26 protein-coding genes are annotated in these 26243 nt (G+C 41.8%); all 26 read right to left on the bottom strand.

Features of this window, described 5'->3' with window-relative positions; all coding sequences use genetic code 11:
* Nucleotides 1–27: 27 nt before the first annotated feature.
* Nucleotides 28–849 carry a carbohydrate ABC transporter permease gene (locus PGQ33_RS08960; protein WP_022220172.1) on the bottom strand — a complete coding sequence of 274 codons (822 nt, stop codon included), beginning with the start codon at nucleotides 847–849 and terminating at the stop codon, nucleotides 28–30.
* Nucleotides 849–1784 (bottom strand): carbohydrate ABC transporter permease, encoded by a 936-nt coding sequence (locus tag PGQ33_RS08955; RefSeq protein ID WP_117558543.1) that lies wholly within the window; start codon nucleotides 1782–1784, stop codon nucleotides 849–851. Before PGQ33_RS08955 ends, PGQ33_RS08960 begins: the two co-directional genes overlap by 1 nt.
* Before the next feature lie 68 nt (nucleotides 1785–1852).
* Complete coding sequence (locus PGQ33_RS08950) at nucleotides 1853–3091, bottom strand: ABC transporter substrate-binding protein (protein ID WP_117558541.1); 1239 nt, start codon at nucleotides 3089–3091, stop codon at nucleotides 1853–1855.
* 329 nt (nucleotides 3092–3420) lie between these two features.
* Nucleotides 3421–4410 carry a LacI family DNA-binding transcriptional regulator gene (locus PGQ33_RS08945; RefSeq protein WP_270205614.1) on the bottom strand — a complete coding sequence of 330 codons (990 nt, stop codon included), beginning with the start codon at nucleotides 4408–4410 and terminating at the stop codon, nucleotides 3421–3423.
* A 272-nt stretch (nucleotides 4411–4682) separates the two neighbouring features.
* Nucleotides 4683–6182 (bottom strand): L-arabinose isomerase, encoded by a 1500-nt coding sequence (gene araA / locus PGQ33_RS08940; protein ID WP_022220176.1) that lies wholly within the window; start codon nucleotides 6180–6182, stop codon nucleotides 4683–4685.
* 187 nt (nucleotides 6183–6369) lie between these two features.
* Nucleotides 6370–7056, bottom strand: coding sequence for an L-ribulose-5-phosphate 4-epimerase (gene araD / locus PGQ33_RS08935; protein WP_270205613.1), 687 nt, complete (start codon nucleotides 7054–7056; stop codon nucleotides 6370–6372).
* Nucleotides 7057–7098: 42 nt separating this feature from the next.
* Nucleotides 7099–8694, bottom strand: a complete 1596-nt coding sequence (locus PGQ33_RS08930) for a xylulokinase (protein ID WP_270205612.1) — start codon at nucleotides 8692–8694, stop codon at nucleotides 7099–7101.
* A gap of 49 nt (nucleotides 8695–8743) precedes the next feature.
* Nucleotides 8744–9838 carry a GntR family transcriptional regulator gene (locus tag PGQ33_RS08925; protein WP_117558590.1) on the bottom strand — a complete coding sequence of 365 codons (1095 nt, stop codon included), beginning with the start codon at nucleotides 9836–9838 and terminating at the stop codon, nucleotides 8744–8746.
* A gap of 444 nt (nucleotides 9839–10282) precedes the next feature.
* Nucleotides 10283–10726, bottom strand: coding sequence for a ribose 5-phosphate isomerase B (rpiB, locus tag PGQ33_RS08920; RefSeq protein ID WP_022220180.1), 444 nt, complete (start codon nucleotides 10724–10726; stop codon nucleotides 10283–10285).
* A 174-nt stretch (nucleotides 10727–10900) separates the two neighbouring features.
* The gene (locus PGQ33_RS08915; RefSeq protein WP_008372592.1) at nucleotides 10901–11926 is read right to left on the bottom strand and encodes an ABC transporter permease subunit; all 1026 of its coding nucleotides are present in this window, start codon (nucleotides 11924–11926) and stop codon (nucleotides 10901–10903) included.
* On the bottom strand, nucleotides 11926–12993 hold the full coding sequence (locus PGQ33_RS08910; RefSeq protein WP_008372590.1) for an ABC transporter permease: 1068 nt from the start codon (nucleotides 12991–12993) through the stop codon (nucleotides 11926–11928). The genes PGQ33_RS08915 and PGQ33_RS08910 overlap by 1 nt, the downstream gene beginning before the upstream one ends.
* Nucleotides 12993–14504 (bottom strand): sugar ABC transporter ATP-binding protein, encoded by a 1512-nt coding sequence (locus tag PGQ33_RS08905; RefSeq protein WP_117823726.1) that lies wholly within the window; start codon nucleotides 14502–14504, stop codon nucleotides 12993–12995. Before PGQ33_RS08905 ends, PGQ33_RS08910 begins: the two co-directional genes overlap by 1 nt.
* A gap of 142 nt (nucleotides 14505–14646) precedes the next feature.
* Nucleotides 14647–15744 carry an ABC transporter substrate-binding protein gene (locus PGQ33_RS08900; RefSeq protein WP_117834863.1) on the bottom strand — a complete coding sequence of 366 codons (1098 nt, stop codon included), beginning with the start codon at nucleotides 15742–15744 and terminating at the stop codon, nucleotides 14647–14649.
* Nucleotides 15745–15881: 137 nt separating this feature from the next.
* A complete protein-coding gene (locus PGQ33_RS08895) occupies nucleotides 15882–17369 on the bottom strand; it encodes a sensor histidine kinase (protein ID WP_270205611.1) in 1488 nt (495 codons plus the stop codon).
* 3 nt (nucleotides 17370–17372) lie between these two features.
* On the bottom strand, nucleotides 17373–18989 hold the full coding sequence (locus PGQ33_RS08890) for a response regulator (RefSeq protein WP_022220182.1): 1617 nt from the start codon (nucleotides 18987–18989) through the stop codon (nucleotides 17373–17375).
* Nucleotides 18990–19003: 14 nt separating this feature from the next.
* Nucleotides 19004–20233: a substrate-binding domain-containing protein gene (locus PGQ33_RS08885; RefSeq protein ID WP_270205610.1), complete on the bottom strand. Its 1230-nt coding sequence runs from the start codon at nucleotides 20231–20233 to the stop codon at nucleotides 19004–19006.
* 160 nt (nucleotides 20234–20393) lie between these two features.
* Nucleotides 20394–20930 carry a bL17 family ribosomal protein gene (locus tag PGQ33_RS08880; RefSeq protein ID WP_022220184.1) on the bottom strand — a complete coding sequence of 179 codons (537 nt, stop codon included), beginning with the start codon at nucleotides 20928–20930 and terminating at the stop codon, nucleotides 20394–20396.
* A gap of 146 nt (nucleotides 20931–21076) precedes the next feature.
* Nucleotides 21077–22036: a DNA-directed RNA polymerase subunit alpha gene (locus tag PGQ33_RS08875; RefSeq protein WP_008372575.1), complete on the bottom strand. Its 960-nt coding sequence runs from the start codon at nucleotides 22034–22036 to the stop codon at nucleotides 21077–21079.
* A 146-nt stretch (nucleotides 22037–22182) separates the two neighbouring features.
* Nucleotides 22183–22776, bottom strand: a complete 594-nt coding sequence (gene rpsD / locus PGQ33_RS08870; protein ID WP_022220185.1) for a 30S ribosomal protein S4 — start codon at nucleotides 22774–22776, stop codon at nucleotides 22183–22185.
* Between the two features lie 26 nt (nucleotides 22777–22802).
* The gene (gene rpsK, locus PGQ33_RS08865; RefSeq protein WP_008372572.1) at nucleotides 22803–23198 is read right to left on the bottom strand and encodes a 30S ribosomal protein S11; all 396 of its coding nucleotides are present in this window, start codon (nucleotides 23196–23198) and stop codon (nucleotides 22803–22805) included.
* Between the two features lie 40 nt (nucleotides 23199–23238).
* The gene (gene rpsM, locus PGQ33_RS08860) at nucleotides 23239–23607 is read right to left on the bottom strand and encodes a 30S ribosomal protein S13 (RefSeq protein WP_022220186.1); all 369 of its coding nucleotides are present in this window, start codon (nucleotides 23605–23607) and stop codon (nucleotides 23239–23241) included.
* Between the two features lie 451 nt (nucleotides 23608–24058).
* On the bottom strand, nucleotides 24059–24172 hold the full coding sequence (gene rpmJ / locus PGQ33_RS08855) for a 50S ribosomal protein L36 (protein ID WP_005339020.1): 114 nt from the start codon (nucleotides 24170–24172) through the stop codon (nucleotides 24059–24061).
* Between the two features lie 119 nt (nucleotides 24173–24291).
* A complete protein-coding gene (infA, locus tag PGQ33_RS08850; RefSeq protein ID WP_004607275.1) occupies nucleotides 24292–24510 on the bottom strand; it encodes a translation initiation factor IF-1 in 219 nt (72 codons plus the stop codon).
* On the bottom strand, nucleotides 24511–24771 hold the full coding sequence (locus tag PGQ33_RS08845) for a KOW domain-containing RNA-binding protein (RefSeq protein ID WP_055157816.1): 261 nt from the start codon (nucleotides 24769–24771) through the stop codon (nucleotides 24511–24513).
* Nucleotides 24772–24790: 19 nt separating this feature from the next.
* Nucleotides 24791–25555 (bottom strand): type I methionyl aminopeptidase, encoded by a 765-nt coding sequence (gene map, locus PGQ33_RS08840; RefSeq protein WP_270205609.1) that lies wholly within the window; start codon nucleotides 25553–25555, stop codon nucleotides 24791–24793.
* Between the two features lie 3 nt (nucleotides 25556–25558).
* Nucleotides 25559–26203 (bottom strand): adenylate kinase, encoded by a 645-nt coding sequence (locus tag PGQ33_RS08835; RefSeq protein WP_022220188.1) that lies wholly within the window; start codon nucleotides 26201–26203, stop codon nucleotides 25559–25561.
* Nucleotides 26204–26243: the final 40 nt, after the last annotated feature.

Raw genomic sequence — 26243 nt, 5'->3', positions numbered from 1 at the left:
GTCTGCCTGACCGCTCCATACGCCTGTCTATTTGATAGAACCACTGGTTCCTTCAACAATATATTTCTGCGCGATAATGAAAATAATGATCGGCGGAATAATCATAATAATCGTAATACAGAGCATCGGAATAATCTGTGTACTGTGAACTCCTTTAAATGAAGCAAGTCCAAGTGCCAATGTATATTTGCTTCTGTCCTGTAAGAAAATGAGTGGTCCAAGATAGTCATTCCATACAGTCAGCATATTAAGTACACCGACAAGAATCAATGAAGGTTTCATGATCGGCATGAAAATCTTCCAGTAAATCTGGAACTGATTTGCGCCGTCAATTCGTGCTGCTTCCTCAAAATCCTTCGGGATTCCCATAAGGAACTGTCTCATCAGGAATACATAATAGGCAGATCCGAACCATGCCGGCACGATCAGCGGCTTCAGTGTATTGATCCATCCGAATAAGTTGAATTCCATGTACTGCGGAATCATGGTAACATCCCATGGAATCATCATTGTTGAAAGCAGGATCATAAAGAGGATATTTTTTCCTTTAAAGTTAAATCTTGCAAATCCATAAGCAACCAGTGAACATGAAAGAACCTGTCCGACTGTTGTCAGAACTGTTACAAGGATTGAATTCCAAAGATATGTTCCAAACGGCTGTGATTTCCATGCATTAATAAAGTTCTCAAAATGCCATTCTGCCGGCAGAAGTTTCGGCGGATATGCAATTGCTTCTCCTTCTGTCTTAAATGCAGAAAACAGCATGTAAATAAACGGTGCAAGAAAGTAAATGGCTACCAGTCCGAGTAATATGTAAATTACAATTTTTGATTTTTTAGACATCTTCATTACTTTCTACCCCCTTTTTTCTTTTTTGTTTTCTTTGCTCCGCTGTTTTTAGCTTCTGTCTCATAGAATACCCATGCGGATGATGACTTGAATACCACGGCAGTCAGCAGCAGAATGATGATAAACATTACCCATGCGTTTGCACTGGCATATCCAAGTTTGTGATGTTTGAATGCGTTATTGTATGTATACAGTCCATAGAAGTAGGTAGATTTAAGCGGTCCGCCTCCGGTAAGAAGCATAACCAATGTTACCTGTTGGAAAGAACTGATAATTGACGTAATCAGGTTAAATAAAATTGTAGGTGTAATAATCGGAAGTGTAATACTGAAAAATTTTCTTGCAGGACCTGCTCCATCAATAGATGCAGCTTCGTATACATCAACCGGAATATTTTTGATATCTGTGTAGAAGATAAGCATCATCGTTCCAACACCAAACGCACTTGCAATTATAACTGCAAGGAGTGCCCATGCCGGATCAACCAGCCACTTCGGTCCTTTGATTCCCAGAAGAGATAACAGATAATTCAGTACGCCATAATCTCCGTTGAGGATCCATCCCCAGATGATAGAAACCGCTACACCTGAGATAACTGCCGGAATATAGAAAATTGTACGGAATACTTTTACTCCTTTAACCGGCTGTGTAATCAGCATTGCAAGGAACAATGCAATAATCATGTTAAGCGGTACAAAAATTGCCGCATATTTCAAACTGATTATAAGGGATTTCCAGAACTGTTTGTCCTTTGTAAACATATCAATATAGTTTCCAAGTCCCCTGAATGTTGGTGCTGTGGTAAGCGGCCAGTCAAAAAAGCTCATGATCAAAGACAGAATCAGGGGACCGATTGTAAATACAAGGAACCCGATAATCCACGGCATAATAAACAAATACGGTGTGGCCGTCTTCAGGAATTTTCTCTGCTTCATTTTTCTTCTCTCCTATTTATCGGCGCCGGAATCATAAATTGTTCCGGCGCCGGTTTGTTTGTATGCTATTACTGTGCGTCTGCTGCCTCTTTTAAAACATCTTTTACATCCATGTATGAGCTTGGATTGAAAATCTGTTCAAATGATAAGCTGAGGTTTTCTGAAATTTCTGACCAGTCTTCAATCAGGAAGCTTGCCGGAGTATGTCCGTCACTCTGCTCAAGCATCTCATAGAATGGTGCATATTCTGGTTCATCCATGATACCTTCAGATTCTACAACACTGTTAAGTACCGGAAGTTCCATACCGATTCTTGCTTTGTTGCATTCTTCGCCTGTCCAGTATTTTACAAATTCCCATGCAGCATCTTTATTCTTGCTGTCCTTTGAAATAGAAAGTCCTGAAGAGCTCAGAATACTTACAGAGGTCTTTCCGTCAAAAGAAGGAATTTTTGCCACACCATAATTCATTCCATCCTCATTAAGAGAAGCAATTGACCATGATCCATATACATACATTGCTGCTGTACCGGCACGGAATTCATCAGTTCCGTTCTTTTCTGTTGCAATTGCATATCCGTCTTTTTCCATATCCTGGAACATTTTAAATACTTCCTGAGATTCTTTTGAATCAATCTGACCTGCCATCTGTCCGTCTTCGTCACAATAAGCAGTTCCATTGCTCCACAGATACATTTCAAAATCATACGGATCTGGTTTCATCTGGAATGCAAAACCTTTCTGACCTGTCTTTTCTTCAATTGTCTTGGCAGCTGCCTGAAGATCCGACCATGTCCAGTCATCTGTAGGTTCTTCTACACCAGCCTGTGCAAAAAGGTCTTTGTTATAGAAAAGTGAATGTGTTGTAAATCCCACTGGAATACCATATGTTGTTCCGTCTAATGAGTTGTAATTCCACAGTGTGCTGTAGAAATCATTCTTATAGTCATCGCCTTCTTTGTCGATATACTCATCCAGAGGTTCAAGACCATCTGCATATGCCGGGTAGTTCCACATATACATAACATCCGGTGTATCTCCAGATCCCATACCTGCACTGATCTTTGTATCAAAATCACTTCCGTATGCTTCCAGTGTTACTTCAATGTCATCATGTTCCTCATTAAATTTATCTACAAGTTTCTGCTGAGCATCTACATCATCAGCTACATCCCATGTTGCAAAACGTATTGCTGTCTTTCCGTCACTTGTCTTTCCATTATTACTGTCTTTCTTGTTTCCACAAGCAGTCAGCATCATTGTTCCTGTAAGTGCAAGTACGCACATTACTGCAATTTTCCTCTTCATAAATCATTTCCTCCTTTGATTCACTCATTTTATTTGGTAAAACCACTATACTATTTTACTGGTTAAATGTAAATACTTTTTACCCTATAAATATTTTTTCTCTATTTTACATATTATTTACACCATATTTTTATATACTTTTCACAATTTTTATCTTGGTAAAACTATATTTTTATTTTAAATAAAGTTGTCTGTTTTTACTTGATTGATTTTAACTCTTTATTTTTAGCTAAAAAATCATAACAAAACAATCTGTCATCACTCGATCTATATACATAAAGAGACTATAGGACATTCTCCGTTCCATAGCCTCTTACTTTTTTACCTTATTAAAATTTTTTAACACTGTCACGTATATAAAGTTTAGTCGGGATTGAAACTTTTACACAAATCTCTCTTCCATGTATAATTCGCTCTTCCAGAAGTTTTACTGCATATTCTCCCATGAACTCCATGTACAATCTCACCGTAGTAAGTGGAGGAACCATGTATTTCGCAGTTGGGATATCATTAAAGCCAATAATACTGATATCATCCGGTATTTTAAGTCCAAGTTCATATGCAGCCCGATAACTTCCTGCTGCCATCGAATCATTCGCAACAAACAAGGCAGTCGGCAGATTCCCTTCCTCGTAAAACTCTTTCAGAAGTTTGTATCCATATTTTGCATAATAAGCGCCAAACTTTGTATATTCCGGGTGATACAGTCCCCGTTTTTTCAAAGCGTTCTGAAAATGCTGTATTCTCGTATCCAGTACTTCATCCCCCTCCTTATCAACTTCTCGACAGCCGATCATCCCTATTTTCGTATGTCCACACCCTACCAGATAGGAAACAATCTCTTCTACTGCCCGTCTATAGTCTACCACAATTGAATCGAATCTCTTTGGGTTTGGATCTGCATCAATAAATATAACCGGGCATTCCCATATCTCTATTGCTTCTACCATTTTTTTTGTGAATGTACCGGTACAGATTACACCATCTAATCCGTTGATCATCTCCGGCGAATCATCCAGTTTCACAATCACCTTTGTATATCCTTCTTCTTCCAGTTTTTTTTCTATAGCAAGCCTGATACAAAGATAATAAGGATCCTGAAGTTCTTCTTCAGGAGAATAAGAATAAAATACACCTATCTTCAGTTTTCGCCTGCGTTTTTTCTGTGCGCGTACTTCGTATTCTAATTCCTCTGCAATTTCAAAAATTCTTTTTTTTGTCTCATCCTGCGCATTCAAAGTTTCATCATGATTCAACACTCTGGATACTGTCGCTATGGAAACCCCCGCTTTTGCCGCAATGTCCTTAATCGTCGCCATGTCCTTCCCCCATTATTTCTCTTTCTTTTTATTTTCTTTCAATATTGCCTTAATGCATTTTCCCTTGATGACTTTCCTTTGCAATTTATTTAATTCATTATAGCACACATTTCGGAGAAATAAATAACTTTAGTAAAATTTAACTTTTTTACTGCTCTGTTTTTCAACTTTTACTTTTACCTAGAACTTTATACGTTGCAAAAAACCAGGCAGTTCACTTTTAAATGTGATTCTGCCCGGTTGTTTATTTCTTAGAATTCATCTGCTACTATTTATTTTCTATACGCAGCTTCATTCCATCTTAATTCATTTTTGAAATCTCTGATCTTTGTATCTTTATCGATATAAACAGCTTCGATTCCCATTTCTTCTGCCCAGTCACCCATCTGTTCCGGTGTCAGGTCATAAGAGAATGCTGTATGGTGAGCTCCACCTGCAAGGATCCAAGCTTCGGCACCTGTTCTGAGGTCTGGCTGTGGTGTCCAGAATGCAGTTGCAACCGGAAGCTTCGGCATCGGTTTTTCTGTCTTCTTGCAGTCTACGCTGTTGATGATCAGACGGAATCTGTCGCCAAGATCAACAAGCGATGTTGCAACAGCCGGTCCTTCTTTGGCTGTAAATACAAGACGTGTAGGATCTTCTCTGTCACCCATGCTAAGCGGCTGGCACTTGATGCTGATCGGTCCATCTGCGATTGTCGGGCAAACTTCCAGCATATGAGCTTCCAGGATACCTTCTTTTCCAGGTACAAGATTGTATGTGTAATCTTCCATGAAGGAAGTTCCCTTTGCATCTTTCTTACCCTGTGTCATGATCTTCATTACACGAACCATAGCTGCTGTCTTCCAGTCACCTTCCGCACCGAAACCATATCCTTTTTCCATCAGTCTCTGCATTGCAAGTCCCGGCAGCTGCTGAAGTGATCCGAGATCTCCGAAGTGTGTAACAATTGCCTGATAATTGTTCGCTTCAAGGAATCTTTCAAATCCAAGTTCGATCTGAGCCTGAACTGCTACATGTTTTCTGAATTCAGCTTCATCTCTTCCTTCCAGAAGGATCTGATATTTGTCATAGTATTCTTCAACAAGTGCATTTACATCACCCTGTCCAACCTGAGCTACTGCGTCAGCAACTTCATTTACCGGGTAAGCATCAACTTCCCATCCGAATTTGATCTGAGCCTCTACTTTGTCACCTTCTGTTACGGCAACGTTTCTCATGTTGTCAGCTACACGCATAACACGTACATGGCTGCTTTCGATGACACCAACTGCTGTACGCATCCAGTCACCGATTCTTTCCTGTGTTTCTTTGTCTTCCCAGTAACCCATGATGACTTTACGGTTCTTATGAAGGCGTGTGAAAATATGTCCGAATTCACGGTCGCCATGAGCTGCCTGGTTCTCATTCATGAAGTCCATATCGATGGTGTCGTATGGGATTTCACGGTTGAACTGTGTGTGAAGGTGCAGTAATGGTTTTCTCAGTTCCTTTAATCCGAGGATCCATGATTTTGCCGGTGAGAATGTATGACACCATGTAATAACACCTGCACAGTTTTCATCTGTATTTGCTTCGTTGAAGGTTCTTCTGATTACTTCATTCGTGATCAGAGTTGGTTTCCAGACTACTTCGTATGGAAGAATTCCTGATTCGTTGAGGGCTTTTACGATGATCTGTGAATGTTCTGCTACGTGTGCGAGGCATTCATCTCCGTATAAATCCTGTGATCCTGTGCAAAACCAAAATTTGTAATCTTTCTGTACTAACATGTTTTTATTCTCCTTTTTATTTGATTTCTTTGTTGATTGATTTACGCTATCTCTCCAACACAAGTTCGGTCTTACTAAGCTCTCAGTCGCATACGCTCCCGCTCGCTAAGTGCGCCGAACAGGCAACGCACTAAATTCATGTGTCGAATAATTTACTACGCTATGTGACCCATCTCACGAGCACAGCTTATTGTCCGTAGTACGCGTCCTTACCATGTTTTCTGTAATAGTGTTTATCCTGTAATTCCTGTGGGGCAGGTTTTACGTCTGGATTGATCATTTCGCAACGGGCTGCCATTTTGGCTACTTCTTCGAGTACGACTGCATTATGTACTGCATTGTGTGGATCGGTTCCCCAGGTGAATGGTCCGTGGTTCTTGCAGAGTACTGCAGGCATTGCCATGTATTCTGTACCTTTGAAATGTTCCACAATGAGAACTCCTGTATTCTTCTCATATGCTTCGTCGATTTCTTCTTTTGTCAGATTGCGGACACATGGGATCTCACCGTACATATAGTCGGCATGTGTGGTTCCGTAGCAAGGGATTCCTCTTCCTGCCTGTGCCCAACTGGTTGCCCATGGGGAATGTGTATGGACGATACCACCCATATCCGGGAACGCTTTGTAGAGTTCCAGATGTGTTGCCGTATCAGAAGACGGATTTAAGTTGCCTTCCACGCGGTTTCCTTCCAGGTCTACAACAACCATGTCTTCTGCTGTCATTTTGTCGTAATCCACACCGCTCGGTTTGATCACAACAAGCCCGCTTTCGCGGTCGATTCCGCTGACATTGCCCCAGGTAAATGTGACAAGTCCATACTTAGGCAGAAGCATATTGGCTTCATAAACCTCTTTTTTCAGTTCTTCTAACATTGCTTTAGCCTCCTACTGTGTTTATGTAAAATATTTCGGGTTCTATTTCATAGTCTCTGTTGCAGCTTTCATGATCGGAAGCGTCTTCTTGAAGCGTTCGATAAATGTATTGTATCCTTCTACATCCTTCGGATCCGGATCCATCTTTGTACCCTTCTGTCCTGCAAATACTTTTGCATCCAGATAATCATCCAGGGCTTCGTCTTCTGCCTTGTTGTTCATGTAAGATGCAAGAAGTGCGATTCCCCATGCTCCGCCTTCTCCGGCTGTCTCCATAACAGATACCGGTGTGTCAAGTGCTGCTGCCAGGATGCTCTGTCCAACGCCTTTTGTCTTAAAGAGTCCACCGTGTCCGAGAATCTCATCAACGGCTACCTTCTCTTCTTTCAGAAGAATGTCCATTCCGACTTTCAGGACTTCCAGAGATGCATATAAATTTGCTCTCATGAAGTTTGCAAGATTGAATTTGCTGTCTGGCATACGAACAAATAACGGACGTCCTTCGTCAAATCCAACAACCGGTTCTCCTGCGAAGAAGTTATAAGACATCAGACCGCCACAGTCTGCGTCACCTTCCAGAGCTTTGTTGTAAAGAGTTCCAAACAGATCGTTCATATCGACTTTCATACCGAATGCTTCTGCAAATTCTTTGAAAATATTTACCCATGCATTCAGATCTGAAGTACAGTTGTTGCAGTGAACCATTGCCACGGCATCTCCTGCAGGTGTTGTTACCATATCGATCTCTTCATGTACTTTCTCAAGTGCTTTTTCAAGAACAACCATTGCAAATACACTGGTTCCTGCTGATACATTACCGGTGCGGATTCTGACGCTATTCGTAGCTGCCATACCGGTTCCTGCATCACCTTCCGGAGGGCATACCGGAATGCCTGCCTGAAGCTTTCCTGTTGGGTCCAGAAGCTTTGCACCTTCTTCGGTAAGTGTTCCTGCCTTTTCACCTGCAACCAGGACTTTTGGAAGGATATCTTCTACTTTCCAAGGATATCCTTTCGGTGCAACCAGTTCATCGAACTTGGCAAGCATCTCTTTATTCCAGTTACGTGTTGTGCTGTCGATCGGGAACATTCCGGATGCGTCACCAACGCCAAGGACTTTCTCTCCTGTCAGTTTCCAGTGTACATAACCTGCAAGCGTTGTAATAAAATCAATATCCTTTACATGTTCTTCTTTGTTCAGGATTGCCTGATACAGATGTGCTCCGCTCCATCTCTGTGGCATATTGAAACGGAATAATTCTGTCAGTTCTTTTGCTGCCTGCTCTGTCATTGTATTTCTCCATGTACGGAACGGTACAAGCTGTTCTCCTGCTTTGTCAAATACCATATATCCATGCATCATGGCACTGAATCCAAGTGTTCCGACAGTAGTAAGCTCTACGTCATACTGCTTCTTCACATCTACGGCAAGATCTCTGTAGCAGTCCTGAAGACCTGTCCAGATATCCTCTAATGTGTAAGTCCAGACACCGTTGTCAAGACGGTTCTCCCATTCATGGCTTCCCGAAGCAATCGGTGCATTATCTTCTCCTACCAGAACTGCTTTGATTCGTGTGGAACCAAACTCGATTCCAAGAGAAGTCTTTCCTGCTTCGATCATACTTTTTACATCACTCATTTTTCTTTACCTTTCCTTTCATAAAATATATTTGATTTGATAAATATTTTTATTTGATGATTTTTACAGAACTCCGGTTGATAATCTCCGGTTTCAGTTCTACACTGTCCGGCACTTCTTTCTCCTGCATAAGATCAAGGATCTCTTCTGCTGCCTTCTTCGCTAGCTCCCGGATCGGATTCTTCACAGAAGCGAGCGGTACTTCGCAATAATTTGCCAGATCAGAATCATCGATTCCAATGATCGACATCTTGTCCGGCACTTTGATCTTCTGTTCCAGACATGTCGCCGCAAGGTTGCTCGCAACCTCATCGTTGTAGCATACACATGCCGTACATCCCTGAATCCTTCTTAAAATCCAGCTGCTCTCCTCACGCATATTGCGATTGCGCACATCTTCGGTATCAATCCAGACAATCCGTTTATCTTCGATCCTGATATCTGCTTCCATTAAAGCTTCGATATAACCGGCATACCTTCTGTGTCCCTGCCCGTCATCTGCCTTGAAAATCGCTGCGATCTCACGGTGTCCGCACTGGATCAGATATTTCGTCGCCATCTTCCCTGCCATCTTGTCATCAAGACTTACATGCGGCGCTTTCAGTTCCGGATAATAGCTGTTGATAAAGATCACCGGGATTCCCTGCTCCATGATCTGCCTGTACAGATCGAGATTTGGATTAGGAAGGCCACTCTTTGTCGGTTCCGCTATAATTCCATCCACTCTTTTCTTATCCAGAATGCTTTTCAATATAAAACGTTCTTTTTCTACAGAATTGTTGGTGATGGAAATCTGGATTCCATATCCGGCGCGTGACATCTTGTTCTCGATTTCCTGAATAATACCAGAAAAAATATATTCCTGAACAAAGGTTGTCATCACTGCGATCTGCATCGTTTTTTTTCGTCTGACCCCGATGATGCCGCTTTCCTTTATATAGGTCCCACTTCCACGGCGTTTCTCGATCATACCTTCTTTTTCCAGAACAGCGATCGCATGTCTGACGGTCTGACGGCTTACCCCAAACCGGTCACAAAGCTGGTATTCCGACTCTATCCGCTCTCCCGGCTGCAGTTCTTCCGCTTCAATCTGTTCTCGGATCCATCTTACAATTCCTTCATATTTTGCTGATGTTTCTTTCACTTTTTTCTTCTTTTCCCCCCTGATTTACGTACAAATCCCCTGCTCTCCTTACCTCTAATATACCTTAAGGAACACCTGATTTTCAACCCGTAATATGTTACAAATTATCGTACAACTTTTGTATGTTTTTGCTAAGTTGTATTTATTATATGTGTACAACTTGAATACATATTTGTTTTTCATCGAGGTCCTAACTTGTATTCTTCTTTTTGCATCTTTTGTGCACTTCTTATAAAACATCAAATAATATGGTATTGTTTTTTGACGCCACCAAAACAAGTATAACAAGCTTTTTTCGATTCACGTACTTCTGTAACCTCTTCCCTTCACCAAATGCAGAACCTTGTGCAGGCGCCAATCTGTACTTGGCTCACCATATACACAAAAAGAGCAGATAAAAGCTTTTTCATTGCCTTTATCCGCTCTTGTTGTTTTTCATCCGCGCTATTGATTTTCTTCGATCGCCATAATCATATCTACACGATCCTGGTGACGTCCCCCAAGGAACTCTGCACCAAGAAATGTATCAAGGATCATCTTTGCCATCTCGATTCCAATTACTCTTGCACCGAACGCAATCACATTTGCATTATTATGTTCTCTTGCCATCTTTGCCGTATATGGTTCAGAACACACCGCTGCGCGGACACCGTGAACCTTATTGGCTGCCATGGAAATGCCAAGACCGGTTCCACAGATTGCAACTCCGAGATCCACTTCTCCGTCTGCAACTGCTTTTCCAATCTTTTCCCCATATTTCGGATAAGGACAGCTCTCATAAGAATCAGTTCCGTAATTGACAACTTCATATCCTTTTTCCACAAGATACTCTACCACCTGCTTTTTCATATCCACTGCAGAATGGTCATTCGCAATCCCTATTTTCATATCTCATCTTCCTCCTTCCCCTTTATACTCAATACTTACAAAAAGAACACCGGATGTACGATATGAACATCCGGTGTTTAAATCCTACTTTTTTATTATAGGCAATTAAAAAGTTTCCGTCAATACCCGTCGTTTTTTCTTTTCGCCTGTAATATTTCAAGTACTGTTCTTTCTTTAGTTTTTCTTCTTCAGGCTTGCAAATACAGACTGCAGAACGATGAAGAAGCAGAGGAGTGCGGAAAGTACGATTCGTACCCACCAGCTTGAAAGTGTTCCCTGTGTAGTGATCAGACTGGAAATCGTTCCTTTGATCAGTACACCGAACAGGGTTCCGAATGGAGTTCCGACACCACCACTAAGTAGTGTACCCCCGATAACGGCTGCTGAAATCGCATCCATCTCAAGACCTTTTGCCTGTTCTACGAATCCGGCACAGCTGTTCATACAGAAAAGGAATCCGCCGAGTCCTGCAAGAAAGCCGTCCAGAAGGTATGCAGCCATTTTTGTTCTCTTAACATTCAGTCCCATCATAAGTGCACTCTGTTCATTTCCACCGATCGCATATACAGAACGTCCGAATTTTGTATACTTCATAACGATTATGATTACGATCAGAACGATGATTGCAATGATAACTGTCGGATAAATATATGCCGGGAGGAATTTTCCCCTCTTACTGTAAGAACCAAACGGCATGTAAATTTTGTATTTAGCCCATGCCATGAAAGTTGCATTTTTGATAGAAATCATATCTGTACTGATGATTGATGTCATACCACGTCCAAAGAACATACCTGCCAGTGTTACAATGAATGGCTGGATCTCCAGATAAGATACCAGGAATCCCTGAACCAGACCAAAGAGAAGTCCGATCACCAGTGCCATAAGAAGTGCGGTATAAGCGCTTGCACCGTGATTTTCCATCTGGTTTGCAGCAACCATACATACAAGTGCTGTAACAGAACCAACTGAGATATCGATTCCGGCTGTGATCATAACGATCGTTTCGCCCATCGCGATAACCAGAAGACCTGCATTGGAAATGAACAGATTCAGGAACATCTGCGGTTTTGCAAAACCTTTGTCGTTAAATACGATCATACCTGCTGCGTACATTACAACAAACAGTAAAATTGTAATCATAAGGAGGAATGTCGTTCCGTTAATTTTCTTTTTTGTTCCGGATACTTTTGCTTTCATTAGTTAGCTCCTCCTTTCACTGCAGCCTTTGATGTTCTTTTTTCTTTCTGCACTGCAATAAATTTCTTGAATACCGGGCTCTGAAGGACAACGATGACTACAACAACGATTGCCTTGTAGACCGGAAGCTGATCGGCTGATACATTCAATCCGTAAAGAACAGTTGTAAGTGCCTGGATTGTATAAGCTCCGATCACAGATCCCATCAGGCTGAACTTACCACCACCAAGGGCATTTCCACCAAGGGCAACTGCAAGGATGGCATCCATTTCAAGGTTCAGACCAATGTTGTTGGCATCTGCTGAGTAGATACGGCTGGAAGCCACAAATCCTGCAACACCTGCAAGTACACCACAGATCAGGTAAGTAAGGAACTTGATCATGGTTGAATTAAGTCCGACCAGTCTGGATGCGGTTCCGTTAATACCAACGCTCTCGATATAAAGTCCAAGAGCTGTCTTTTTCAAAATAACATATGCAATGATAACTACGATAATTGCAATTACAACTGGCATCGGAATCGGGAATTTTCCGACATAGCTTCCGAATACCTGATAAGATTTCACACGGATATATGTAATCTGTCCGTCTGTGATCAGCTGGGCGATACCACGTCCTGCTGTGTAAAGGATCAATGTCGCAACCATCGGCTGAATATTCAGCTTTGCAACCAGAAATCCGTTAAATGCACCGCAGATTCCTGAAGCAACCAGTGCTGCAAGGAATGCAACGATAATCGGTGCTGACAGAGAGTTTACAGATACTTCCCCACCGGAAAGGATCTGGCAGCATACGGCTCCTGCGACCGCCATAACAGCTCCGACACTGATGTCCTGTCCTCCGGAAGCTGCTGTAACAAGTGTCATACCAACTGACAAAATAACCAGCTCGGATGCACGGTTGATCACATCGACCGGATATCCGTATGGAACTCCATTCTTAAGAGACATGCTTAAGAAGCCCGGAATTGTAATTGTAGCTACGATAATGATTGCAAGCAGACACACCAGTGGCATGAAAAGCCTCATAGAGGTAAGCTTTTTCCATGTTGATTTATTTGTGCTCATTACTCTTCACCTCCTGCGATTGCTTTCATGATACCTTCCTGTGATAATTCATCACCGGAAATTTCTCCAACCTTCTTACCGTCTCGCATAACTGCCATACGTGAACAGGTACGGAGCATTTCTTCTACTTCTGAAGAAATAAATGCAACCGCCATTCCCTGATCTGCAAGATCAAGTACCAGTTTCTGGATCTCTGTCTTGGTTCCGATATCAATACCTCTTGTAGGTTCATCCAGGATCAGGAAATCCGGATTGGTAAGAAGCCATCTACCAATGATAACCTTCTGCTGGTTACCACCTGACAGACTCTTGATCGGAGTTTCACGGCTTGCTGTCTTAATCTGAAGCATCTTAATATATTTATCTGCTGCTTCATCCATTTCTTTTCTGCTCATTGGATGGAACATACCTTTTTTCGCCTGAAGTGCGATAATAATATTTTCACGGACAGACAGATCTGCGATGATACCATCTTTCTTTCTGTCTTCCGGAAGATATGCCATACCAAGCTTCATTGCATCGATCGGAGCATGAATCTTCACTTCTTTTCCGTTAACTTTCAGTTTACCGGAATCCGCTTTATCAGCTCCATAAATTGCACGGACAAGTTCCGAACGTCCGGATCCAAGAAGCCCTGTAAATCCGACAACCTCACCTTTGTTGATCGTCATATCAAACGGTTTGATCGTTCCTTTATGGCTAAGTCCTTCTGCCTCGATAACCGGGATGAATTCTTTGAGTTCTGCATGATCTCCCTTGATATCTGCAAGATCATCAAAGTCTTTACCCATCATCTTGGCAACAAGCATAACTCTTGGCAGATCTTTGACTTCGTATTCGCCAACCAGTTCCCCATTTCGTAAAACTGTGATTCTGTCACAGACCTCATATACCTGTTCCAGGAAGTGTGTTACGAAAATAATACCTACACCTTCATCTTTCAGTCTGTTCATCAGTTTGAACAGTTTTGCAACCTCATCATCGTCCAGAGATGAAGTTGGCTCATCAAGGATCAGAACCTTACATTTCATATCAACTGCACGTGCGATTGCGATCATCTGCTGTCTTGCCAGAGAAACCTCTTCCAGCTTCTGGGTAGCTGAAGCATCAATTTCAAGACTCTTAAGCAATTCTGTTGCACGTTTGTTCATTGTACGCCAGTCAATAAATCCTGCTTTTCTTGGTTCGCGTCCAATAAACAGATTTTCTGCCACCGTCAGGTTCGGACAAAGGTTAACTTCCTGATATACAGTACTGATACCATTGTTCTGTGCGTCCTGAGGTGATTTATTAATAATCGGACCGTCTTTTCCATCCAGACGGATCTCGCCATTTTCAAATTCATGTACACCGGTAAGAACCTTGATCAGTGTAGATTTACCTGCACCGTTCTCACCCATCAGAGCGTGAATTTCGCCCTTGCGAAGTGTAAAATCAACATGCTGCAATGCTTTTACACCGGGAAATGTCTTGGAAATATCCCGCATTGTAAGTACAACATTACCCTCCATACTCTTCCACCTGCTTTCCTTTTTTCAATAAAGAGGGCGTAGTATAAATATCCGGCACATTCCGATTATTATCTACCACGCCTCTCTATTCATCCACCCTTATGTGTCTGTCAAATTATATATCCGACTTTCCTAATGCATTTTAGTATGCACGTTTGTCAAGAATATCCTGTGTAAGTGGTGTTACATCAAAATCTTTTTCTTCGTCTAAGCTGTTTGTAGCTTTTACAGATTTAACTGTGTCATCATGAGCAAAGATTTCTTCATCTACATAGTTCAGTTTATCAACGTCTTCGCCAGCTTCAAGTTTTTTGATAAGTTCTTCAGCACGTGGTCCGTGAAGTGGGTTACACTCTACATCGCATTCGATCTTTCCATCAAGAACATCCTGAAGTCCTGCATGTGTTGTATCGAAAGAAATTACCATGATTTCGCCGTTAGCGATATCAGATCCAACTGTCTTACCTGCTGCTTCGATTGCATCGATTGCTCCGAATGCTTCGTTATCGTTCTCGCAGTATACTACGTTGATGTTGTCATACTGTTTCAGCATAGACTCCATAACTTCCTGACCTTTAGCCTGTGTAAATTCACCTGTCTGCTGAGCTACAAGATCCCATCCGTATTTGTCAACGCCTTCTTCAAGACCTTTTGTACGTCCGATCTGAGCTGTAGATCCGATTGTTCCCTGGATATCAGCGATATGGATATCAGATGCTGCGATTCCTTTTGCTTCTGCAAATCCGTTCAGCCATTCAGCTGCTTTACGACCTTCACAAAGAGCATCGGTTCCGATCCATGTTGTGTAAAGGCTGTCATCAGATACATCAACCATACGGTCAACGATGATTACCGGGATGTCTGCATCTTTTGCTTCCTGAAGAACTGTATCCCATCCTGTCTCTGTAACAGGTGCAAGAAGAATGTAATCAACCTCCTGCTGGATGAAGTTACGGATTGCTGTGATCTGGTTTTCCTGTTTCTGCTGAGCATCATCAAAGATCAGGTCATATCCGTTTTCTTTGCTGAATGTGTCTTTCATTGACTGAGAGTTTGCTGTACGCCAGTCAGATTCTGCACCTACCTGTGAGAAGCCTACTGTGATCACATCATCGGATGAGCTTGATGAATCACTGCTCTTGTCGCTGCTGTCAGATCCTTTGCTTCCACCACATCCAACTGCTAAAGCTGCTGTCATCGCTGCACATAACAATACTGCTAACACTTTTCTTTTTTTCATTTTACATGTTCCTCCTTCATTGGGTTTTCTTAACCTCTTGATGTACTTATAATAATAAAATTTTCATACTTTTAATACGGAAAATCTTCCTCTTTTGGTAGAATATTTTCTGCTTTTCCGTGAAAAAGTTAGTTTTTTTATGATGGAAGTTGAATATTTTTAGCTGCTATGATGATCGTTGCATTTGTGCCTTCATTTTCCTTGCTTTCAAAGAACACTCCGTATTCTTCCCCGTAATAATACTTGATTCTCTGGTTCACATTCGATACACCAAAGCCCTTCGCTTCATCTCCTGTATCCGTCCCTGCCATCTTTTTCCGGAGACTGTTCAGTTCTTCCTCTGTCATACCTTTTCCATTGTCAATGACCTGGAAAATGATTTTATCTCCCTGCTTTTTACCGGTAATCAGGATTTTACCTTTCCCCCGCTTATTCTTAATTCCATGATAAAGCGCATTTTCGACAAGAGGCTGCAGTGTAAGCTTCGGTATAATGTAGCCGTAGATCTCCTCATCCATCTGGATCTCATAGTCCAGAATATCCTGATAGCGGAACTGCTGGATCTCCAGATAGCTCTCAATATGCGTCCGCTCTTCTTTCACTGTAATATAATCATGTCCTTTGCTTAAGGTTGTGCGGAAAAAATCAGAGAGCGAGGTTACCATTTTCACAACCTCTGCACTTTTATTTTCCTCAGCAAGCCAGACAATGGCATCAAGAGTATTGTAAAGGAAATGTGGATTGATCTGTTCCTGCAGAAGTCGGTTCTCAATAATTCTGAGATTTTCCTGTTTTTTCCGGATATCATCTACCAGAATCCCGATTTCCTCTGTCATATCGTTAAAGCTCCGCGTGAGCACCGCAATCTCGTCCCCTGCTTCGACCTGTGTTTTTACAGAGAAATCACCACCGGCAACCTTCTCTGTCAGATCACACAGATCGCGGATCGGTCTTGTCACACTTCGTGCTGCTCGTCCACTGAGCAGCAGGGAAATACTCATCGCAACAATTGCTACTCCGACCGCCAAAATGGTCGAATTACGGTTATTCCGGTTCAGTTCCGTCTGTACAGTCACAAAATTGGAAGTTTCCAGATAGACATAGTCCTGGATTCCGGTCTGTACCAGTGTCGTCAGATCTTTGACATTACTGTTAAAATATTCCATTCTCTCATCATAAGAAGTCCGTTCTTTAATCTGTTTATCCAGATCCTGTACACAAAAACGGAGTGAAGACAGTGAATTTTTAATACGTCCCGCCTGTGACTGGGTGAGCGGAACCGTCGCATTTTGCACCATCTTATCACACGCCTCTTCCATCTCCGTAATATAGTCGTATGGATTCACCGTCACTACTCCATTTACCGTTGTAACTCCATCTCCGACCTCCTTAAGCTGCTTATTACTTACCACAGCAAGATACACACTATAGTCCAGCCGACTTTTAAAGTCTTTCACATAACGGTTGGCATAGGCAATACTTTTTGTAATCTCAGAATAAGCTGATGCCGCATTATTTAAAGACACGATCAAATAGGCGGCCAGAATTACCATTGGCAGAAATGCTGACAGCGAAATGGAAAGCAGTTTCTTATTGATCGACCAGTTCTTATATTTCACCTTCATATTTTATCCCCTTCCTCTTGAACGGAATTCCTTCGGCGAACATCCCTGTGTCTTTTTGAATATATAGCTGAAATAATGGGAATCTTTGTATCCCACCTCATATCCGATGTCCGATGTCCTCTTATCCGAACACATCAGAAGCTCTTTTGCTTTTTCCATACGAACACCCGTCAGATATTCTACAAAGGTTGAGCCAACCTCCTGACTAAACAAAGAGCTGAAATAGCTCGGACTGATGTTGACGCTCGAAGCCACCAGGTTCAGTGAAATATTCTCTGACATATAATTTTGTCCGATATAATCTCTCGCTTTTTCAATAATTTCTGAATAGCGTCTGCCCGATGCCTGCTCTCTTAACCGGATCATTCGTCTGACTATATTTTCCAGGTACTTCCTCGTTGCCTCCAGTTCCTGCACATACTGCGATACCTCCTGCACATCGCCAAGCTCTCTTTCAATATCTTCTTTTTCAATGTTCAAACTGTCTCCCAGACTTTGGACGCTGATAAAAGTATCCATTACAATATACTGTCTCAACATCATCGACTGCAGGTTCTGCTCACCAATTGCATCAAAATATGCATCCATAAAGCTTTTTACTTCATTTTCCGTTCCTGTCTTCAGGAAACGCTCCAGCATTTTCCGGTTCTCCGCCATGGTTCCGAGTCTGTGCATCTCAACGTCATTCTGAACCCCCATTTGATGAACCTCTGAATAACTCACAAACTGTCTCAAACTTCTTGAAAAACGCTCTGCAAAGGCTCTGTTTGCATCATTGTAGGATCTTTTAATCTCACTGAACCTCCCCACCTGACTTCCAATTCCTCCAAAATATTCCAGATTTTTATATTTTTCCAGAACTTTTTCCAGATCTTCCCTAAATGTCTGAGCTCTCGCAGTCAGTTCTTCACCAACAGCTCCCTGTGCAATAAATCCCCATCCTTCTACACCTCTCCGGAACCACAGGAGCTTTTCTGTCTGCTCACTCAGATTTTCTATATCTTCAGTTGCACTTACAATATCCTCGCTATAATCCATCGGATGATCGATCATAATGATCTTAAAGAGGATCACACAATATCCCTCTGCACTGATTTCAATTCCCAGCTGCTTTCCCTGCTCCAGACATTCTCCAAATGGCATACTTCCTGCAAACACCTGATTGAAAAACTGAAACTTTTCACTTTCTTTGTTTTCCTGCATTTCACGGGCATATTGATTCATCTGCTCTTTTTCACTTTGCTCTTTCCGGATTTCTTCTGCTACTTTGTTAACTGCATCCAACAATTTTTCTGAAGAAATTGGCTTCAGAAGGTAATCGGTTACACCAATCTTAATCGCCATCTTTGCATAATCAAACTCATTATATCCACTCAGAATCATGATTTTCGTAGCCGGAAGTACTTTTTTAACCTGCTCACTGAGTTCCAGTCCATCCATAAAAGGCATCTTAATATCCGTGATCAGGATGTCTGGTTTCTTTTCAAGAATCATCGGTAACGCAAGTTCTCCATCACTTGCCTCTCCGACAAAGTCATATCCATGCATTTCCCAATTAATACTGTTCTTGATCCCATTTCTGATAATAATTTCATCTTCAACCAAAAATACTTTTATCATTCTTCTTCCTGCCTTTAATATGTTCTGTTTTCTATAATTTCATCCAAATCCATAGTTCCATCAAAATATGTTTCTTCCACGTATTGTTCCTTATCAATAGAAATATCCGATTCCAGTCTCTGGATCAGTTCTGCCGCTTTCGGTCCCTGGCCCGGATTGCATTCAAAGGTTACATTCAATTTACCTTCTTTTACAGCTTCGATCCCCGCTTTGCTTCCACCAAATGAAATCACAATAATATCTCCATCCTCTCCACAGGTCTTTCCTGATTTCCCGATCGCATCGATGGCTCCCAGTGCCATCTCGTCACTCTCAGCAAACACTACCCGTAAATCCGGTTCCTGCTCAAGAAATAGTTTCATGACTTTCTCTGCCTCTTCTCTGGAATTGTCACCGGTCTGTTGTGCCACCATCTCCCAGTCCGAATACCTTTCCAGCATAGTCTGATATCCCTGCGCTCTCATCAGCTGCTCCTCCGAGCCGATGGATTCCTGAATCGCGGCGATCTTGATGGTAATGTCTTCTTCTGTCTGCTCCTCCTCTGTCGAATCCGTCTCATCCTTCGCCGTTGAACTGCTTTTCATAATTTTATCAAAAATGGATGCACTGCTATCTGTCGCTTTTGAACTGTCTGTATTTACTTCCGTATCTTCACTGTCCGTCTGTTCCGATTCTTCCTGAGTCGGTGCCTCAGAAGCCGCCTTTTCTTTCTCTGCCTTTTTCTCGTCCTCTTCTTTCAGATATTCATCCAACCATTTTCCTGCCTTTTTCATCTGTTTTCCGTAATCACTTCCAAGCATGCACGAATACAGACTGCTGTCATCCGTATCTACACCGTTATTCACAAGGATTATAGGAATATGTGCCTTTTTTGCATCTTCCAGCACATCATCCCAGCCAATTTCAGAAATCGGATTCAGAATGATATAGTCCACACCCTGTTTTATAAATCCTTCCACATCTTCAATCTGTTTTTCCTGATCGCTACCTGCATCTGCATACACCGCTTCATAACCGTTTGATTTGACAAATGTATCCATAAAAGACGCTGTATTTGCATCCTTCCATGAGCTTTCTTCTCCACTCTGTGAAATTCCCACTGTGATCAGATAATCGAACTCGCTTTGCAGATTATCCCCATTTCTTGTCTCTCCTGTAAATAAAGAAAGTGCAAATGTACCCGCCGATACAATCAATATCAATACTGCCGCAACCTTTAAAATAAATCGCCCTACACGTCCCATGTCGTTCCTCCTTCACGTCTGTTAAAGGACATTCTTTTCAGATGTTTTCTATTATACACTGACTTTTATCAGAAAGAAAGGTAGAAATCGAGCAGACCAACTCACTATATACACAAAAAAACCACAGGCATAAATGCCTGTGGCTTTCGATCTCATTTGATTATACAAGCTCAAGAATAACTTCCATTGCAGCGTCACCTTTACGCTGTCCAATTTTGATGATTCTTGTATATCCGCCGTTGCGGTCTGCATACTTCGGAGCGATCTCTGTAAACAGTTTGTCTACCAGATCAACTTCTTTTGTATTTTTCTTCTTTCCAGCTGCAGCAGTCGGAACTTCTGTTACAGGGTAAAGTACTTTCAGCATCTGACGTCTTGCATGAAGTCTTGACGGATTGTCTTTTTTGATTGTCTTTTCAACTTCTTCGTATACAGTAACTTTCTTACCATCTACTACTTCTTTAACTCTCTTGCCTTCTGCATCTTTCTTAGCAACTTTAGCTTTGATTGTAACTTCTTCGAAGTTATCTTTTTCTTTTACAGCTGAAGCGATAAGACCTTCTGCGATCTTACGGATTTCTTTAGCTTTAGCTTCTGTTGTTCTGATTTTTCCGTGCTGAAGAAGCATTGTTACCTGATTTCTCAGTAATGCTTTTCTCTGACTTGCTGTTCTTCCAAGTTTTCTATACTTTGCCATTTTTTTATCCTCCATTATTCGGGACATACCGGCATGCACCTTCGGTCTTACTGCGGATATGCCATCTGGTTATGCTTTCATCGGGCTTACTAGCCAGATCGTGTGTCAGTGTTTCTGCCTGTATTCACATGCGAAACGGGAACTCCTTATTCGTCTCCCTGGCTGAGTTCAAGACCAAGTTCTTTTAATTTAGCAAGAACTTCTTCAAGAGATTTACGTCCAAGGTTACGAACTTTCATCATATCTTCTGATGTTCTGTTTGTAAGTTCTTCTACAGTATTGATTCCTGCTCTCTTCAGACAGTTATATGAACGAACAGAAAGTTCAAGTTCATCAATACTCATTTCAAGAACTTTTTCTTTTTCATCGTCTTCCTTTTCAATCATAACTTCCGCTGACTGAGCAACTTCAGAAAGATCAATAAAGAGCTTGAGATGTTCATTTAATACTTTTGCAGCAAGGCTGACTGCTTCATCCGGTGCAAGAGTACCATTTGTATAAACATCAAGTGTGAGTTTATCATAATCGGTAATCTGTCCGACACGAGTATTCTGAACTGTAAGATTTACACGCTCAACCGGTGTATAGATAGAGTCGATCGGAATCACACCAATCGGCATATCTTCTGTCTTATTCTTATCAGAACCTACATATCCTCTTCCCTTTGTGATAGTCAGTTCCATATAAAGCTTGCTGTCTGCACCGCCGTTAAGTGTAGCGATTACAGTTTCCGGATTCATGATTTCAATATCAGAATCTGCCTGAATATCAGCAGCTGTAACTACGCCCTCTCCCTCAAATTCGATGTAAGCTGTTTTCGGCTCATCTGTCTCGGAAGAATTCTTAATTGCGAGTGTTTTTAAGTTCATGATAATTTCAGTTACGTCTTCCTTTACGCCCGGAATAGAACTGAACTCATGCAATACTCCGTCGATTTTAATCTGGCTGATTGCAGCTCCCGGCAGAGAAGAAAGCATAATCCTTCTCAGAGAGTTTCCAAGTGTTGTACCATATCCTCTTTCAAGTGGTTCTACAACAAATCTGCCATACTTCTTATCATCTGAAATTTCTGCAATTTCAATATTAGGTTTATTAAAATCAAACACTATTTTGGTCCCTCCTTATGGGTTTTTGTATGTTGAGGGTGTCAGTTTTTGTCCTGTTTTCGATAAAAAACAGGATATTTCCTAACAGAACCTTAACGAACCCAGAAATCAGGTTCGTTAAGTATTGCATTTTATATGAATGCGTTCTATTTAGAATATAACTCGACGATCATCATTTCGTCAACTGGAACATCGATTGCTTCACGAGTAGGAAGTTCTTTAACTGTTCCTTTCAGGTTTTCGATATCTGATTCAAGCCATTCCGGAACAAGACGTCCACCTGTAACTTCTACGATATCTTTGTATCTCTGTGAAGATTTTTTACCTTCTTTAATCTCGATCACATCACCTGCTTTAATGAGGTAAGAAGGGATGTTAACCTGTTTTCCGTTAACAAGAACCTGTTTGTGATCAACGATCTGTCTTGCTTCACGTCTTGTTCTTGCAAATCCAAGACGGAATACTACGTTATCCAGTCTTGATTCAAGAAGAACCATCAGGTTTTCACCTGTCATTCCGCTCATCTGATCTGCTTTCTTGAAGTAGTTCAGGAACGGTTTTTCTAATACACCATAGATGAATTTAGCTTTCTGCTTTTCACGCAACTGAAGACCATACTCGCTCATTTTTCTATTGGATCTCTTTAACTGTCTGTTAGACTTTTTATCAATTCCAAGATATACCGGATCCATTCCAAGGGAACGGCATCTTTTAAGAACCGGGACTCTATTTACTGCCATGTTCGTATCCTCCTATAATAATTCGACTAGACTCTTCTTCTCTTCGGCGGGCGGCATCCATTGTGTGGTACCGGTGTTACGTCTCTGATGCTTGTTACATCAATTCCGCATGCCTGAAGAGCACGGATTGCTGCTTCTCTTCCTGAACCTGGTCCTTTTACGAATACGTCTACTGATTTAAGACCATGCGGCAGAGCTGCTTTAGCTGCTGTTTCAGCTGCCATCTGAGCTGCGTATGGAGTAGATTTTCTTGAACCTCTAAAACCAAGACCACCGGCACTTGCCCATGATAAAGCATTTCCCTGTGCATCTGTCAAAGTAACGATTGTATTATTGAAAGATGACTGGATATGTGCCTGTCCGCGTTCAACGTTTTTCTTGACACGTTTTTTTGTCACTTTTTTTGTAACTTTCTTAGCCATTTAAACTAACCTACACTTTCCTTTTTATTATTTGTCGAAATTATTTCTTCTTGTTTGCTACTGTTCTCTTAGGACCTTTTCTTGTTCTTGCATTGGTCTTTGTCTTCTGACCACGAACCGGAAGTCCTTTTCTGTGACGGATTCCTCTATAGCATCCGATTTCCTGAAGTCTCTTGATGTTAAGAGCGATCTCTCTTCTAAGATCACCTTCAACTGTCTGAGTTTCATCGATCACTGCACTGATCTTTTTAACTTCGTCGTCTGTAAGATCTCTGCAGCGAGTATCAGGATTAACTCCTGCTTCTGCGAGAATACGGGTTGCACTTGTTCTTCCGATTCCATAGATATAAGTCAATCCGATTTCTACACGTTTGTCTCTTGGTAAATCTACACCTGCAATACGAGCCATTTGTGATTTCCTCCATTTTCTTTCTTTTTTTGGTTTCACATTGTCCTATAATGAGGCTGCGGGCATCCCGTTATCAAAAAGAGCCCTACCGGACTTTTCAAAATGTATCCAATGCCTCAGACACGTCCGATATCCCAGCCCAGATGCGGTTCGGTATCCGCATCCTTTCCGGCAACCGATCTCTCGGCTAATGACCGCCGGTTTTTAAGCAATATACTAGAAACCACTTGCCCGTGGTGTTCATGTATATTAAATAGTGGATAACGCTCTACACACACCCTGGCGTATCCTCTATCAGCCGCCTAATTAAGTTTACATAAATCTGTCTTTCGCTGCTCCGTGCGCCTAAGTTCCTCTGTCGCCTACGGCTCGTCGTCACTAAGGCTTGGGAGCGGTCTTCTCATTAAATTCAAGCTGCGCCTGTGGCTTGCTTTCATTAAGTGTTCAGAACCTATCCCTGACGCTGTTTATGTTTCGGATTCTCGCAGATAATTCTGACGCTTCCTTTTCTCTTGATAACTTTGCATTTTTCGCAAATCGGTTTTACTGATGATCTAACCTTCACGTCAAATCCTCCTTTCATACCTTGCCTGGTCTGCATTTTCCCCCTGTGCGCAGAAAAAATCCTTCGCACAGTTCGCATAAAATTATATCACCTGGGTTTTGTTTTTGTCAAGTAATATTTTATTTATCTCTCCAGATAATTCTTCCTTTAGATAAATCGTATGGTGACAGTTCCAGAGTAACTTTGTCACCCGGTAAAATTTTGATAAAGTTCATACGCAGCTTTCCGCTGATATGTGCAAGTACCTGATGTCCATTTTCCAGTTCTACCTGAAACATGGCATTCGGAAGTTTTTCTACTACTGTTCCTTCGATTTCAATTACATCTGCTTTAGACATTTATTTGTCCTCCTTCTTTTCTGACATCTTATATTCTTTTAATATCCGTTTCAGCTTTACATCATCCGCTTCGGAAATCTCATGCTGTTCTCTAATGAGCTGTACATGTTTCTTTTTCTTTTTCTTTGGACTCTGAAGCGTTTTCCTCTCCCCGTCTGCAAGATATGTAAACTGTTCATCCAGTCCGACGATCACGTATACCTTATCTTTATCATGACCGGCCAGAGATTTCGCAAGCATTCCTGTTTCCCATCTATCCATTTTCTGTTCCTCTGTTCTGTTATACATTTCCATCTGCAATCGACAGGATCTTCGGTTCGTCTTTTGTGATCAGAATTGTATTTTCATAATGTGCTGATTCTTTTCTGTCTGCCGTCACCACCGTCCAGTTATCACTCATCCAGCGAATCCGCTCTGTTCCGAGATTGACCATCGGCTCAATTGCCAGTGTCATTCCGGCTTTCAGCTTCGGTCCTCTTCTTCGCATCTGGAAATTCGGAATTTCCGGTGATTCATGAAGACTGGTCCCGATTCCATGTCCGCACAGTTCCCTGACAACACCATATCCAAAGCTTTCCGCATAATCACCGATTGCTCGGGATATATCATATAGATGATTGCCTTCTTTTGCGAACTTTATTCCTTCGAAGAAGCTTTCCCTCGTTACATCGATCAGTTTCTGAAGATCCGGTCTGATCTCACCGATAGCATGTGTCCTTGCAGCATCGGAATGATAACCTTTGTAGATCACTCCTGCGTCCAGGCTCACAATGTCACCTTCTTTTATGAGGTGCTTTGCTGACGGAATCCCATGAACGATTTCATCATTTACAGAAACACAGATAGACGCCGGATATCCATTGTAATTCAGAAAAGAAGGTTCGCAGCCATAGCTGCGAATAACTTCTTCACCTAATGCATCGATATCCAGTGTACTCATTCCTGGTTTTAATGCCTTCTCCAGTTCCTTATGTACGATCCCCAGAATCCTTCCGGCTTCTGTCATCAGTTCAATTTCTCTTTCTGATTTAATCGTAATCGGCATCTGTTACTCTCCTAATATAGAAACAATGGCTCCGAATACATCTTCCATATCCACTGTTCCATCAACGCTTTTCAGAATTCCCGCTTTTGTATAATAATCGATCAGCGGCTGTGTCTGATCATGATATACATGCAGCCTCTTTTCAACTGTCTCCGGTTTGTCATCATCACGAAGGATCAGTTCTCCTCCGCAGACATCACAGATTCCGTCTTTCTTTGGTGCAGCATATACAAGATGGTAAGTTGCGCCACATCCTACACATGCGCGTCTTCCACCCATACGCTTTACAATATTTTCGTCCGGAACATCTACATCGATTGCATAGTCCATCTTCTGTCCCTTCGCTTCCAGTGCCTTATCAAGCGCCTCAGCCTGTGGAATTGTACGTGGAAAACCGTCCAGTACATATCCCTTCGTACAGTCATCCTGACTCACACGGTCTACAACAAGATCTACGACCAATTCATCCGGAACAAGAAGTCCCTGATCCATATAAGTCTTCGCTTTCTTTCCAAGTTCAGTTCCGTTCTTAATATTTGCGCGGAAAATATCTCCTGTTGAAATATGAGGAATTCCGTACTTAGCGGCAATTTTTTTTGCCTGTGTACCTTTTCCTGCACCAGGAGCACCTAACATAATGATTTTCATTTTACTATTCCTCCTTCAAATGTCATAATGGCAAAAGAGC

Origin of the sequence: Coprococcus sp. AM100_B19A (genome assembly GCF_027662015.1) — a bacterium.
GTDB classification, from domain to species: domain Bacteria; phylum Bacillota; class Clostridia; order Lachnospirales; family Lachnospiraceae; genus Allocoprococcus; species Allocoprococcus comes.
This window is presented reverse-complemented; position numbering and strand designations above follow the sequence as displayed.

Bases quoted from the DNA above. Each gene is read 5' to 3' on its own strand.
- PGQ33_RS08960 (WP_022220172.1), bottom strand. From the start codon at position 849: ATGAAGATGTCTAAAAAATCAAAAATTGTAATTTACATATTACTCGGA.
- PGQ33_RS08955 (WP_117558543.1), bottom strand. From the start codon at position 1,784: ATGAAGCAGAGAAAATTCCTGAAGACGGCCACACCGTATTTGTTTATT.
- PGQ33_RS08950 (WP_117558541.1), bottom strand. From the start codon at position 3,091: ATGAAGAGGAAAATTGCAGTAATGTGCGTACTTGCACTTACAGGAACA.
- PGQ33_RS08945 (WP_270205614.1), bottom strand. From the start codon at position 4,410: ATGGCGACGATTAAGGACATTGCGGCAAAAGCGGGGGTTTCCATAGCG.
- araA (WP_022220176.1), bottom strand. From the start codon at position 6,182: ATGTTAGTACAGAAAGATTACAAATTTTGGTTTTGCACAGGATCACAG.
- araD (WP_270205613.1), bottom strand. From the start codon at position 7,056: ATGTTAGAAGAACTGAAAAAAGAGGTTTATGAAGCCAATATGCTTCTG.
- PGQ33_RS08930 (WP_270205612.1), bottom strand. From the start codon at position 8,694: ATGAGTGATGTAAAAAGTATGATCGAAGCAGGAAAGACTTCTCTTGGA.
- rpiB (WP_022220180.1), bottom strand. From the start codon at position 10,726: ATGAAAATAGGGATTGCGAATGACCATTCTGCAGTGGATATGAAAAAG.
- PGQ33_RS08915 (WP_008372592.1), bottom strand. From the start codon at position 11,926: ATGAAAGCAAAAGTATCCGGAACAAAAAAGAAAATTAACGGAACGACA.
- PGQ33_RS08910 (WP_008372590.1), bottom strand. From the start codon at position 12,993: ATGAGCACAAATAAATCAACATGGAAAAAGCTTACCTCTATGAGGCTT.
- PGQ33_RS08905 (WP_117823726.1), bottom strand. From the start codon at position 14,504: ATGGAGGGTAATGTTGTACTTACAATGCGGGATATTTCCAAGACATTT.
- PGQ33_RS08900 (WP_117834863.1), bottom strand. From the start codon at position 15,744: ATGAAAAAAAGAAAAGTGTTAGCAGTATTGTTATGTGCAGCGATGACA.
- PGQ33_RS08895 (WP_270205611.1), bottom strand. From the start codon at position 17,369: ATGAAGGTGAAATATAAGAACTGGTCGATCAATAAGAAACTGCTTTCC.
- PGQ33_RS08890 (WP_022220182.1), bottom strand. From the start codon at position 18,989: ATGATAAAAGTATTTTTGGTTGAAGATGAAATTATTATCAGAAATGGG.
- PGQ33_RS08885 (WP_270205610.1), bottom strand. From the start codon at position 20,233: ATGGGACGTGTAGGGCGATTTATTTTAAAGGTTGCGGCAGTATTGATA.
- PGQ33_RS08880 (WP_022220184.1), bottom strand. From the start codon at position 20,930: ATGGCAAAGTATAGAAAACTTGGAAGAACAGCAAGTCAGAGAAAAGCA.
- rpsD (WP_022220185.1), bottom strand. From the start codon at position 22,776: ATGGCAGTAAATAGAGTCCCGGTTCTTAAAAGATGCCGTTCCCTTGGA.
- rpsK (WP_008372572.1), bottom strand. From the start codon at position 23,198: ATGGCTAAGAAAGTTACAAAAAAAGTGACAAAAAAACGTGTCAAGAAA.
- rpsM (WP_022220186.1), bottom strand. From the start codon at position 23,607: ATGGCTCGTATTGCAGGTGTAGATTTACCAAGAGACAAACGTGTAGAA.
- infA (WP_004607275.1), bottom strand. From the start codon at position 24,510: ATGTCTAAAGCAGATGTAATTGAAATCGAAGGAACAGTAGTAGAAAAA.
- PGQ33_RS08845 (WP_055157816.1), bottom strand. From the start codon at position 24,771: ATGGATAGATGGGAAACAGGAATGCTTGCGAAATCTCTGGCCGGTCAT.
- map (WP_270205609.1), bottom strand. From the start codon at position 25,555: ATGCCGATTACGATTAAATCAGAAAGAGAAATTGAACTGATGACAGAA.
- PGQ33_RS08835 (WP_022220188.1), bottom strand. From the start codon at position 26,203: ATGAAAATCATTATGTTAGGTGCTCCTGGTGCAGGAAAAGGTACACAG.